This is a genomic window from Neobacillus jeddahensis, from assembly GCF_000612625.1.
Lineage (GTDB): Bacteria > Bacillota > Bacilli > Bacillales > Cytobacillaceae > Neobacillus > Neobacillus jeddahensis.
In genome coordinates, this window is sequence record NZ_CCAS010000090.1 from 1 (window position 1) to 12,291 (window position 12,291).

The following is a 12,291-nucleotide window of genomic DNA, read 5'->3' on the forward strand; positions in this document are numbered from 1 at the left end:
ACATGTGGATAAGTTAAAATGAAAAAAGGATAAACTGTTGTTGTGGATAAGTGAACGATGAAATTGTTTGCTTTTTTAACAGAAACTGATGTGGTATTCTAATATTTTGATGTAAAAATAACATTTTTCATATAGAGTAGATTTTTTGTTGTGAGGTGAGGGAATTGGAATTTGATACAATTGCTGCAATTTCGACGCCAATGGGTGAGGGTGCGATTGCGATTGTTCGGTTAAGTGGTGATGAGGCCATTCAAATAGCTGACAAGCTTTTTAAAGGAATAGCTGGTAAAAGGCTAATTGACGTGGCAAGCCACACGATTCATTATGGTCACCTGCTCGATCCCAAAAGTGGTGAAGTGGTCGAAGAGGTCATGGTTTCCGTTATGAAAGGCCCGAAGACATTTACAAAAGAGGATGTAGTGGAAATTAATTGTCATGGCGGGATTGTCTCTGTTAATCGAGTTCTCCAGCAGGTGTTGAAATATGGAGCGAGATTGGCGGAACCTGGCGAGTTTACAAAACGCGCCTTTTTAAATGGACGGATTGATTTATCACAGGCAGAGGCGGTAATGGATTTAATTAGAGCCAAAACCGATCGGGCTATGAATGTGGCACTTGGGCAAATGGAAGGACGCTTATCGAAGCTCATCCGGAAATTACGCCAAGAAATATTAGAAGTCCTAGCCCACGTGGAAGTGAATATTGATTATCCAGAATATGACGATGTCGAAGAAATGACCCATAAGATGCTAATCGAAAAAGCTCACTTTGTCCGCGAAGAGATTCAAAAATTATTGCAAACATCGCAGCAAGGGAAAATTTTACGTGAAGGACTATCGACGGTCATTGTGGGCCGGCCAAATGTAGGCAAATCATCGTTATTAAATAGCCTTGTTCATGAAAATAAGGCGATTGTCACGGATATTCCTGGAACCACCCGTGATGTCATTGAGGAATATGTGAATGTGCGCGGTGTGCCACTTAGATTGTTAGACACGGCAGGGATCAGGGAAACAGAGGACATCGTAGAACGGATTGGTGTGGAGCGTTCTCGTCAAGTCTTAAAAGAAGCAGACTTGATTTTACTTGTATTGAATTACGCGGATGCGCTAACGGTTGAGGATGAAAATCTTTTTGAAGTAGTCAGAGGGATGGATGTCATTGTAATCGTCAATAAAACGGATCTGCCGCAGCAAATCGACATGGAACGGGTTAAGGAGCTTACGAAAGAGCATAAACTAGTGACAACTTCTCTACTTGAGGATCGGGGCGTGGATGAGCTCGAGGAAGCAATTGCTTCTTTATTCTTTGCCGGATCAATTGAAACGGGTGATATGACCTATGTGTCAAACAACCGCCATATTGCGGTCTTAAATCAAAGTCTTCATTCAATAGAAGAAGCGATTGAAGGGGTAGAAATGGGTACCCCGATTGATATCGTTCAAATTGACTTAACGAGAACATGGGAATTACTCGGAGAAATTATTGGTGACAGTGTACATGAGAGCCTGATTGACCAGTTGTTCTCCCAATTTTGTTTAGGCAAATAGAAAGCTTATAGATGAAAGTTACGTTTCCGTATTAAACGGAAAAGGAGGAAACAAATGCAATACGAAGCAGGAAGTTATGACGTCATTGTCGTGGGGGCCGGTCATGCTGGCTGTGAAGCAGGACTTGCCGCTGCAAGACTTGGCGCCAATACGTTAATGATCACAATCAACCTAGATATGGTTGCCTTTATGCCATGTAATCCCTCTGTGGGTGGACCAGCCAAGGGGATCGTCGTTCGTGAAATCGACGCACTCGGCGGGGAAATGGCCAAAAATATTGATAAAACCTACATTCAAATGAGGATGCTTAACACTGGTAAAGGACCGGCAGTACGGGCATTGAGGGCCCAGGCAGATAAATTTGCCTACCAGAATGAAATGAAGAAAACCCTTGAGGAAGAGCCAAACCTTACTTTATTACAAGGCATGGTCGAGCAATTGATTGTCGAGGATGACATCGTAAAAGGGGTCATTACGAAGACAGGTGCAACCTACCGCTCCAAGACAGTCGTGATCACGACTGGAACCTACTTACGCGGCGAAATTATTCTTGGTGAATTGAAATATTCCAGCGGACCAAATAATCAGCAGCCATCGATTAAGCTGTCTGAGCATTTAGAAGAGCTTGGTTTTGAGCTAGTCCGCTTTAAGACAGGAACCCCGCCACGGGTAAATAGTAACACCATTGATTACAGTAAGACGGAAATTCAACCAGGTGACGAAGTTCCACGGGCTTTTTCGTATGAAACAACGAAATATATTACCGATCAGCTTCCATGCTGGTTAACTTATACCAATGAGCAAACCCATCAAATCATTGATGCCAACCTACATCGTTCCCCGATGTTCTCTGGGATGATCAAAGGAACAGGTCCAAGGTACTGTCCATCGATTGAAGATAAGGTCGTTCGCTTTAATGATAAGCCGCGTCACCAAATTTTCCTTGAACCAGAAGGAAGAAATACGAAAGAAGTGTATGTCCAAGGTCTATCCACTAGTTTGCCGGAGGATGTCCAACAGCAAATTATCAAATCGGTTCCCGGCTTAGAAAATGCGCAAATGATGCGAGCTGGTTATGCGATTGAATATGATGCAATTGTCCCTACTCAATTATGGCCAACCTTAGAAACAAAGGTCGTCAAAAATTTATATACAGCAGGGCAAATTAATGGGACATCTGGTTATGAAGAAGCAGCTGGTCAAGGACTAATGGCTGGGATTAATGCTGGATTAAATGCATTAGATCGTGAGCAATTAGTACTTAGTCGCTCTGACGCCTATATTGGTGTGTTAATTGATGATTTGATTACAAAGGGGACAAACGAACCATATCGTTTGTTAACCTCAAGGGCAGAATACCGTCTATTATTGCGCCATGATAATGCCGATCTACGCCTAACGGAAATGGGTCATCAAATTGGCTTGATTCTTGATAATCGCTATCAGGCTTTTGTAGTGAAAAAAGAAGCAATTGAAGCGGAAAAACAACGATTGCAATCTATCATCCTTAAACCAAATGAGGAAGTTCAAGCATTAATTCGCAGCATTGGTGGAAGTGAGCTTAAAGATGGAATTCGTGCCTCCGATCTGTTAAAAAGGCCGGAAATGAATTATGCGCTCCTTGAAAAGCTGACAAAAAGTGAACATGACTTGGATGAAGAAACAAAGGAACAAGTGGAAATTCAAATGAAATACGAGGGATATATTGAAAAATCACTCCAACAAGTTGAACGCCTAAAGAAAATGGAGAACAAGAAAATCCCTGAAAATATCGATTATGATGCGATTAACGGCCTTGCTACGGAAGCAAAACAAAAGCTCAAGAAGATCAAACCGTTATCACTTGCCCAAGCATCGCGTATCTCCGGTGTAAATCCCGCTGATATCTCAATTTTACTCGTTTACTTAGAACAGGGGCGAATTGCAAAAGTAGCAAACGAATAAGAAGAAAAGCGGAAGCGCCTAGGCGCTGCAGCTAGACAAATAGAAAAGCGGAAGCGCCTTGATAAGGGGCGACAGGCATAAGACGAGCCAGCGAGAAGGTTGCCCTTTAACCTTCTTGATGGATTGGCTTATGACCCCGAGCCCCTAGGCGCTGCAGCTAGACAAATAGAAAAGCGGAAGCGCCTTGATAAGGGGCGACAGGCATAAGACGAGCCAGCGAGAAGGTTGCCCTTTAACCTTCTTGATGGATTGGCTTATGACCCCGAGCCCCTAGGCGCTGCAGCTAGACAAATAGAAAAGCGGAAGCACCTAGTCAGGGGCTTTCGCTGGATAGTTAGTGAGGAAGATTTGTTAATGAACATCGAACAATTTACAGCAAACCTTCGAGAAAAGGGGATTACCCTTTCGGAAAAACAACTGGATCAATTCGAGACGTATTTTACGACATTGGTCGAGTGGAATGAAAAAATGAATTTAACAGCTATCACGGAAAAGACAGAAGTGTATTTAAAGCATTTTTATGATTCGATCACGGCTTCGTTCTATTTTGATTTTACGAAGCCCTTCCATCTTTGTGATGTCGGAGCGGGTGCCGGATTCCCGAGTATTCCATTAAAAATTATCTTTCCCGATATTGAAGTGACAATTGTTGATTCATTGAACAAACGCATCTCCTTTTTACATCATCTTGCCGAGGTCCTACATTTGGAAAATGTCCATTTTGTTCATGATCGTGCGGAAACGTTTGGGGTAAATCCAAATTATCGAGAGAGCTTTGATGTGGTGACGGCAAGAGCAGTAGCGAGAATGTCTGTGTTAAGCGAATTTTGTTTACCACTTGCTAAGGTGGGCGGACATTTTATTGCAATGAAGGCCTTACATGCCAAGGACGAATTAGAGGTTGGCCAAAAAGCAATTACGACATTGGGTGGTAAGGTAGAAAATATATTTACCTTTACATTGCCAATGGAAGATAGTGAAAGAACCATTTTAGTGATTAAAAAGGAAAAACAAACACCAAAGAAATATCCGCGCAAGCCTGGGACGCCAGCAAAATCCCCGATTGAGTAAGCAGGGATTTCCTCAATTTGGCTGACCTTATGTCGGCCTAAATTAATAATAGAATAACAATTTTTTTGAAAAGTGGTATCCTAAGCAGGAAGAATTTATTAGTATAGAGAATAAATAATAGGGAGTTTCGTAAAGGTGGTGTTGGGGATGAAGAGTTCATTTACACGCTTTTTTGGCCTCGGCGATAAGGTAGAACAAGAGGTTGAGGTTGATCAAGAGCTGGATCAAGAGCTGGATATCGGACGAAACGAAGAGATAAAGAAAATACCGATTAACCAAATCATTCCAAACCGATTCCAGCCACGGACGGTATTTGATGAAGATAAAATCGAAGAATTATCTCGAACGATTCACATACACGGGATTATTCAGCCTATTGTCGTCAGAGAGTTTGCGATTGATAAATATGAAATCATTGCTGGGGAGCGGCGCTGGCGGGCAATGAAAAAGCTTGGCTGGGCAGAAGCACCAGCTATTGTTAAGAATTTATCAGATACGGAAACGGCATCTGTTGCCCTCATTGAGAATTTACAACGAGAAGAATTATCCCCAATTGAAGAGGCGATTGCGTATGGCAAGCTGCTAGAGCTGCACAATTTGACGCAGGAGGCATTAGCCCAGCGCCTTGGGAAAGGTCAGTCAACTGTTGCGAACAAGCTGCGCCTGCTTAAATTACCGCAGCCAATTCAAGAGGCCTTATTAAATAAAATTATAACAGAGCGCCATGCACGTGCCCTTATTCCGCTTAAGGATCCCGAAAAACAAGTGGCACTATTAGCTGAAGTTATTGAGAAGAATTGGAATGTTAAGCAAACGGAAGAACGGGTTGTTCGGTTGCTTGAGCAAAAAGATGCGAAACCAAAGCCGAAACGGAAGGCTTTTAGTAAAGATATGCGAATTGCGGTCAATACGATTCGTCAATCACTAACGATGGTGACAGATAGCGGGATCAATCTGGACGCTGAAGAAGAAGAATTTGACGAATTTTACCAATTCACCATTCGGATTCCAAAGAAAAAATAAATGATATTGATCTAAAAAAACCAGACAAGCCTAAGTCTGGTTTTTTTCTGATTGTCGAGAAAGAGGTATTTTCTCTCGGCAATCTTTTTTTAAAGGTTTCCAGGAGAGTTGATCTCCGCTCCAGGCGCTCGCTTTCCGCGGGCGTTCCGGTGAGCCTCCTCGGCGCTTTGGCGCCTGTGGGGTCTCACCTGCATCGTACTCCCGCAGGAGTCGAGCGCCTTCCGCTCCAATCAACTTGACATAGTCTTGCTGGGTGTGTGATGATCTTTTTCCTATTTTGGTAAGCTGCAGTTGGAAGAGCTTGCTCACTTTTTCTCAGTACCGGAAAAAGCGAAAACCGTGTAGTTCTTTTGAGTCTGCAATTTTTTATTTTTCTATATTTATAAAGCATTATCCCCGATATTTGATAAGTGATTTAGTCTCTCTTGTTCTTTATGCTCTTCCTAGACGATACGGGAGAAGACTTTAACTTTATTCTTAGATCGAATAATTGGGAAAAGAGAGGATAATTCACGCATTTCTTTGGAAATGATTTATCTTTTTTATAACCACTGTTTGTTGCCTATAAACTAATTCCTGGTTATTTGAACAACGAACAATCATGTTCTTTATTATATGTAAATCTCCACTTAGGGTATAAACTAGTAGTTGGATGAAATCTTCTATGTGTAATAAATCAGATAAAGTTCGGTCAGTTAGCATTAAATAACCTCCTTTTTTTGAGAATTTTTTTAATTCTTGAATAAGGAATGAAACCTTTTTAAATTTTGGCTGTGAAATTGGACTCGATTGATTGGAGCGGAAGGCACGAAGACTCCTGCGGGAGGACGGGGCTAGGGAGACCCCACAGGCGCTTGCGCCGAGGAGGCTCCCTGTGCCGCCCGCGGAAAGCGAAGTGCCTGGAGCGGAAATCATCCTCCAAATTTAATGCAGCCAAAATTTATGATACTTTTTCAGTACCTTGATATTTATACGAATATTTTGCTGGACAGTAAAGCTAGTAATCTATTCTTTCTTAAAGGAGGTAAGTCTGTCGAATGTTCTTCGGCAATCTGAGAATCAAACAATTCCTTTGTTTGGTTTTTTTATTTGGCAATTCTAACGTTTATGATTGCGGCGGAAACCCACAAACACTTATTAAACGGCTCCCATTTCTATCAATTCGACAATTAATTGGTAAAAATAAGCTTTTACGCCTATTGGAATTTTTTTAGAAAAAAACCAACAAGGATCAAAATCATGATAAAATAGAGGAATGGAATTTTACTTTCCTGTCCCTATAAGGGATAATTAATCATATTTACTAGATTAGAAGTTCAAAATTTTTTGAGAAATAAGGGTAGGTGACAACGTGGGGAAAATCCTTTCAATCGCGAATCAAAAAGGTGGAGTCGGTAAAACGACAACCTCTGTCAACCTAGGCGCCTGCTTAGCACATATAGGGAATCGAGTCTTATTAGTTGATATCGACCCGCAGGGAAATGCAACGAGCGGGGTTGGAATTGAAAAGGCAGAAGTTGAACAGTGTATCTATGATGTGTTAGTAGACGATGTGGAAGCCAAAGATGTCATTAAATCAACATCCGTTGAAAATTTATATGCATTACCTGCTACTATCCAGCTAGCAGGAGCTGAAATTGAATTGGTTCCTACTATTTCAAGAGAAGTTCGCTTAAAACGAGCGCTTGGAGAAGTAAAAGATCAGTTTGATTATATTATTATTGATTGTCCGCCATCTCTAGGGCTATTAACACTGAATGCTTTAACAGCATCTGATGCCGTGTTAATACCTGTCCAATGTGAGTATTATGCATTGGAAGGGTTAAGCCAATTATTAAATACGGTCCGACTTGTTCAAAAGCATTTAAATCAAGATTTAAAAATTGAAGGCGTTTTATTAACCATGCTTGATGCGAGGACAAACCTTGGGATTCAAGTCATTGAAGAAGTGAAAAAATACTTTCAAGATAAAGTCTATAAAACCATTATTCCAAGAAATGTGCGTCTAAGTGAAGCGCCAAGCCATGGGGAGCCGATCATCACATATGATTCAAAATCTCGAGGTGCTGAAGTTTATTTAGATTTAGCAAAGGAAGTGGTTTCGAATGGCTAAAGGTTTAGGAAAAGGCCTAAATGCATTTTTTAGTGAGGTGGGTAAAGAAGAAACCGTTCAGGAGATTAAGCTGAAGGAGCTGCGCCCCAACCCTTATCAGCCACGGAAAACCTTCCAATCCGAGACCATCACGGAATTAAAAGAATCCATCTTAGAGCATGGAATCCTCCAACCGCTTGTTGTTCGGAAGAGTATAAAAGGCTATGAAATCGTTGTTGGCGAACGACGTTTCCGTGCAGCCAGGGAGGCAAAGCTGGAAACGGTGCCTGCCGTTGTCCGTGAGCTTTCTGAACAGCAAATGATGGAGTTAGCTGTTCTTGAAAACCTACAGCGCGAGGATCTAAATCCGATTGAAGAAGGACTAGCCTACCAAACTTTAATTGAAAAATTAAAGCTGACCCAGGAAGAGGTGGCTAGGCGTTTAGGGAAAAGCCGTCCGCATGTGGCTAACCATATCAGACTTCTTTCTCTTCCTCCGATCATTCAAGAACTCATTTCTACAGGGAAAATTTCGATGGGGCATGGTCGCGCCTTATTAGGATTAAGGCAAAAAGCAAAACTACCTACCTTAGTGGAAAAGGTAGTCAATGAGGGCATCAATGTCCGCCAGCTTGAAAAGATCATTCAGCAATTAAATGAAAATGTTTCACGTGAAACAAAAAAGCCAGAAAAGAAAAAAGATGTGTTTTTACAGGAACGAGAGCATACTCTTCGTGAACGTTTTGGTACAACTGTTAACATTAAGCAAAATAAGAACAAAGGGAAAATTGAAATTGAATTTTTCTCTCAAGAGGATCTGGAACGGATTCTCGAAATGCTGGATCAGAACGATTCATTATAAGTTCCAGTTTCCAGTCAGTAGTGGGTCCTATCCCCTGCTGATTGGATTTGCCCTGCTGGGTTCATGCAGGATAAACCATTCTAGATGGTTTATTTTTTTTAAAAGAAAGGCGAAGTATAGGTGAAATCATCATGTTTTTAATCGGAACACTCGTAAACGGGATATTAATCATTATCGGAACACTACTTGGCAAGCTGTTAAACCGGATTCCCGAGGGGATGAAAGCGACGGTCATGTTTGCGATCGGCTTATCTGTGATGGTGTTGGGTCTGCAGATGGGTTTCAAAAGTGAAAATTTCCTGATTGTTATCATCAGTCTAGTTGGTGGTGCAGTGATAGGAGAGTTATTGAAATTAGAAGATAAGTTAAATCAATTAGGTCAGTGGCTAGAGGGTAAGATTGGCTCGAACGGCAAAGGTAGTATTTCAGAAGGATTTGTTACGGCAACGTTAATCTTTGTGATTGGGGCCATGGCCATTCTAGGCGCACTTGATAGCGGGATCCGCGGCGATCATGATGTGTTATATACGAAATCCCTAATTGATGGCTTCACAGCTTTAATCTTAACAACAACCTTAGGAATTGGCGTTATTTTTTCAGCCATCCCAGTTGTTCTGTATGAAGGGTTAATTGCCTTGTTTGCTACTCAGATTGATCGGTTTGTGCCTCAAGCATTAATGGATCAGTTTATTGTCGAAATGACGGCCACAGGTGGAATCATGATTTTTGCGATCGGTTTAAACCTGACAGGCATCGTCAAAATTAAAGTGGCCAATCTTCTTCCGGGGATTGTCGTAACAGGGATCGTTGTCACGATTCTTTATCAATATCATCATTTTTCCTAATAAATGGTAAAAGAGCAATCAAATCAATTTTGATTGCTCTTTTAATTGGTCTTTTCATCCTCTATCCAGTCTACCTCTGCCCAGTTTTCCTTTTGATACAGCTGGCTTGCCTTATAGATACCTGCTGCGATTGTTTTTGCCATTTTCATGACAAGGTTTAAGCGAGTATTTTGTAAAACAAAATACTCCATAAAGCCACTGACATTGACAATTCCAGTAATATGTATATCCCCAACTTCTGGAAGCTCCTTGTTAACGCCTGCACCAGGTTTAACAGGTCCGTTTCCCAGATGAATCACACCGACATTTTTGATGCGCCCTAAGCAGGCATCAATACCAATTATATAGGGATTAACATGAATGGCATGAATCTCTTTTAACTTATCGGCAAGATTTACAGCATGAATGGGCTGGTCTAATGTTCCGTACACGTAAAAGGATGAGAGGTTCTTCTCCTCTAGCAAGCTCCCAACTAGCGGTCCTAACGAATCACCAGTCGAGCGATCCGTCCCAATACAAACAAACACAATCGGTCGGCTTGTCACATTAGGAATGTTCAGAAGTAGCTCCTCTGCCAGATTTTCTACCGCTTGAAAATCATCGTGTACTATCCGTACCTTGCCCCTCCTATCAAAAAAATTTGTCTTTAGACTCATCCGGTCTCCCCCTAAGTATAGTAAGTTTTATTATTATACGGAAAATTCCGAAAATCTATACATAGAGGAGGCAAAAAAAGTAAATTTCATTATGCTATTAACTACGTCGAAAAATTGCTAAAATAGAGTTGGTATTTATGGGTTAAGGAAGGTGCATACATGAGTCTTAATACAAAGGAATTACAAGATGAAATAAATAAAATTCAAAACGAAGATACATGGCTCAATCTTGGTGAGGGTTTACTTAAAATTATTGCCATTTTAGTTGTCGCAAATATCATCGTCCGGATTGGCAAGGTAGCTATCCATAATATTTTTAAAATTAGAACGCTCTCACCTCTGAGTACATCAGAACGCCGGGAGGACACTCTTTCAAAGCTATTGGATAGTGTTCTCACCTATGTGATTTACTTTATTGCTATTATGATGGTCCTTTCTGTCTTAGGAATTAATGTGCAAGCACTTCTTGCTGGGGCAGGGATTGTTGGTTTAGCAGTAGGTTTTGGTGCACAAAGTTTAGTAAAGGATATTATTTCCGGTTTTTTTATTATTTTTGAAGATCAATTTTCGGTCGGTGACCATGTGCGGATTGATCAATTTGAAGGTACTGTCGAAACGATTGGATTAAGAACTACCAAAATAAAAAGTTGGACAGGCGAAGTGCATATTTTACCAAATGGGAGTATTGTGCAGGTAACAAATTTTTCAATTAATAATAGTATTGCCATTGTAGATGTTGGGATTGCGTATGAGGAAGATATTGAAAAAGCAGAGAAGGTGATTGGCGAATTGCTTGAAAAAATGCCTGAACAATATGAGGATTTAATCAAGACACCTGAACTGCTTGGGGTGCAAACCTTAGGTCCATCAGAAGTGACATTGCGGATTGTCGCTGAGACCTTGCCGATGAAGCATGTATCTGTTGCAAGAAAAATTCGTAAAGATGTTAAACTATATTTAGATGAGCATGGGATCGAGATTCCTTATCCACGGATGGTTATGTATTCAAAGGATTCAGGAAATCAGAAAGAACCAGGAATTTAACGGGAGGGATGACTAAATGGAAGAAAAAGAGTTTTCCTTAAACGACGTGGTCGAAATGAAGAAACAGCATCCATGTGGAACTAATCGCTGGAAAATTATTCGGTTAGGGATGGATATCAGGATTAAATGTGAGGGCTGCGGGCATAGTGTCCTAATCCCAAGAAAAGAGTTTTCCCGGAAAATGAAGAAGATTTTAGTAAAGCATGAAGAGTAATGTTCATGCTTCTTTTTTTAGATTGGTGTATGATGTAGTCTAATATAGAGTTGAGCATGTCGGGGGTGGAGAGATTGTCAAAAATATTCCAAGCGGCTTGCCCTTTGAATTGTTGGGATAGCTGTGGTTTCAATGTAACAGTAGAAAATAATCGGGTGACAAAGGTTGAGGGGGATCCGACCCACCCCATTACCAAAGGGAAAATTTGCGGCCGAGGTCGGATGCTTGAAACGAAAACGAATTCTTCAGAGCGCCTCCAACACCCGTTAAAAAAGGTAAACGGTGAATTTAGGCAGATTTCTTGGCAACAAGCCTTGGATGAAATAGCCGAAAAGTTAGTAGAAATAAAAGAAGTGTACGGTCCAGCAGCCGTCCTCCATAGTCACGATTATGCCAATGGCGGCATATTAAAAAATCTTGATCAGCGCTTTTTTAATTGTTATGGTGGCGTAACCGAGCTGTATGGTTCACTGTGTTGGGGCTCTGGAATAGAAGCGCAAAAATGGGATTTTGGCAATGCCTGTAGCCATGCGCCGAACGACATTTTCAATAGTAAACATATTATTATCTGGGGAAGAAATGTTGCCCGGACAAATATGCATTTTTACGAAAAGCTGTTAGAGGCCAAAAAACGGGGTGCCTCCTTGCATGTGATTGATCCTATCTTTAATGCGACGGCTAAGATTGCCGATGACCATATCACCATCAAACCGGGAATGGATGGCTTTTTAGCAGCAGGAATCATCAAGGAACTGATTAGATTAGCTTTGGTTGATCAAGAATTCATCGATTATCATTCAGTAGGCTTTGCCGATTTAGTGAAGCTGCTGGACAGTATCTCGCTGGAAACGATTAGTGAAATGACGGAAGTTCCGGCTGAAGCAATCACACAGTTGGCCCAAATTTATGCGGATAAACCAACCTCTACTTACATGGGTCTAGGTATGCAGCGCTATGCTAACGGCGGGAATACGATTCGTATGATTGATG

At 41.2% G+C, this 12,291-nt stretch carries 11 protein-coding genes; 10 read left to right on the forward strand and 1 reads right to left on the reverse strand.

The window, feature by feature from the left end:
* Nucleotides 1-164 precede the first annotated feature (164 nt).
* From mnmE to TY15_RS21845, 7 genes are all read left to right on the forward strand, one after another.
* Nucleotides 165-1,550, forward strand: a complete 1,386-nt coding sequence (gene mnmE, locus TY15_RS21810; protein WP_040206662.1) for a tRNA uridine-5-carboxymethylaminomethyl(34) synthesis GTPase MnmE — start codon at nucleotides 165-167, stop codon at nucleotides 1,548-1,550.
* A 54-nt stretch (nucleotides 1,551-1,604) separates the two neighbouring features.
* Nucleotides 1,605-3,494 carry a tRNA uridine-5-carboxymethylaminomethyl(34) synthesis enzyme MnmG gene (gene mnmG, locus TY15_RS21815; RefSeq protein WP_040206665.1) on the forward strand — a complete coding sequence of 630 codons (1,890 nt, stop codon included), beginning with the start codon at nucleotides 1,605-1,607 and terminating at the stop codon, nucleotides 3,492-3,494.
* A 354-nt stretch (nucleotides 3,495-3,848) separates the two neighbouring features.
* Complete coding sequence (rsmG, locus tag TY15_RS21820) at nucleotides 3,849-4,565, forward strand: 16S rRNA (guanine(527)-N(7))-methyltransferase RsmG (protein WP_040206668.1); 717 nt, start codon at nucleotides 3,849-3,851, stop codon at nucleotides 4,563-4,565.
* Nucleotides 4,566-4,712: 147 nt separating this feature from the next.
* Nucleotides 4,713-5,588 carry a nucleoid occlusion protein gene (gene noc / locus TY15_RS21825; RefSeq protein WP_040206671.1) on the forward strand — a complete coding sequence of 292 codons (876 nt, stop codon included), beginning with the start codon at nucleotides 4,713-4,715 and terminating at the stop codon, nucleotides 5,586-5,588.
* Between the two features lie 1,351 nt (nucleotides 5,589-6,939).
* Nucleotides 6,940-7,701: a ParA family protein gene (locus TY15_RS21835; RefSeq protein WP_040206676.1), complete on the forward strand. Its 762-nt coding sequence runs from the start codon at nucleotides 6,940-6,942 to the stop codon at nucleotides 7,699-7,701.
* Nucleotides 7,694-8,542: a ParB/RepB/Spo0J family partition protein gene (locus TY15_RS21840; protein WP_040206678.1), complete on the forward strand. Its 849-nt coding sequence runs from the start codon at nucleotides 7,694-7,696 to the stop codon at nucleotides 8,540-8,542. The genes TY15_RS21835 and TY15_RS21840 overlap by 8 nt, the downstream gene beginning before the upstream one ends.
* 131 nt (nucleotides 8,543-8,673) lie before the next feature.
* Nucleotides 8,674-9,387 carry a DUF554 domain-containing protein gene (locus TY15_RS21845; protein ID WP_040206680.1) on the forward strand — a complete coding sequence of 238 codons (714 nt, stop codon included), beginning with the start codon at nucleotides 8,674-8,676 and terminating at the stop codon, nucleotides 9,385-9,387.
* A 41-nt stretch (nucleotides 9,388-9,428) separates the two neighbouring features.
* On the opposite strand, the gene yyaC is transcribed toward TY15_RS21845, so the two are convergent.
* Nucleotides 9,429-10,043, reverse strand: coding sequence for a spore protease YyaC (yyaC, locus tag TY15_RS21850; protein WP_040206681.1), 615 nt, complete (start codon nucleotides 10,041-10,043; stop codon nucleotides 9,429-9,431).
* Between the two features lie 159 nt (nucleotides 10,044-10,202).
* Between yyaC and TY15_RS21855 the strand changes: the two genes are divergently transcribed.
* From TY15_RS21855 to TY15_RS21865, 3 genes are all read left to right on the forward strand, one after another.
* The gene (locus TY15_RS21855; protein WP_040206683.1) at nucleotides 10,203-11,087 is read left to right on the forward strand and encodes a mechanosensitive ion channel family protein; all 885 of its coding nucleotides are present in this window, start codon (nucleotides 10,203-10,205) and stop codon (nucleotides 11,085-11,087) included.
* Nucleotides 11,088-11,103: 16 nt separating this feature from the next.
* A complete protein-coding gene (locus TY15_RS21860) occupies nucleotides 11,104-11,301 on the forward strand; it encodes a DUF951 domain-containing protein (RefSeq protein WP_040206685.1) in 198 nt (65 codons plus the stop codon).
* Nucleotides 11,302-11,375: 74 nt separating this feature from the next.
* A partial coding sequence (locus tag TY15_RS21865) for a molybdopterin-dependent oxidoreductase (protein ID WP_042375567.1) occupies nucleotides 11,376-12,291 on the forward strand: 916 nt, incomplete at its 3' end.

Excerpts from the sequence above, each read along its gene's own strand:
- mnmG (WP_040206665.1), top strand. The coding sequence starts at position 1,605 with ATGCAATACGAAGCAGGAAGTTATGACGTCATTGTCGTGGGGGCCGGT.
- rsmG (WP_040206668.1), top strand. The coding sequence starts at position 3,849 with ATGAACATCGAACAATTTACAGCAAACCTTCGAGAAAAGGGGATTACC.
- noc (WP_040206671.1), top strand. The coding sequence starts at position 4,713 with ATGAAGAGTTCATTTACACGCTTTTTTGGCCTCGGCGATAAGGTAGAA.
- TY15_RS21840 (WP_040206678.1), top strand. The coding sequence starts at position 7,694 with ATGGCTAAAGGTTTAGGAAAAGGCCTAAATGCATTTTTTAGTGAGGTG.
- TY15_RS21845 (WP_040206680.1), top strand. The coding sequence starts at position 8,674 with ATGTTTTTAATCGGAACACTCGTAAACGGGATATTAATCATTATCGGA.
- yyaC (WP_040206681.1), bottom strand. The coding sequence starts at position 10,043 with ATGAGTCTAAAGACAAATTTTTTTGATAGGAGGGGCAAGGTACGGATA.
- TY15_RS21855 (WP_040206683.1), top strand. The coding sequence starts at position 10,203 with ATGAGTCTTAATACAAAGGAATTACAAGATGAAATAAATAAAATTCAA.
- TY15_RS21860 (WP_040206685.1), top strand. The coding sequence starts at position 11,104 with ATGGAAGAAAAAGAGTTTTCCTTAAACGACGTGGTCGAAATGAAGAAA.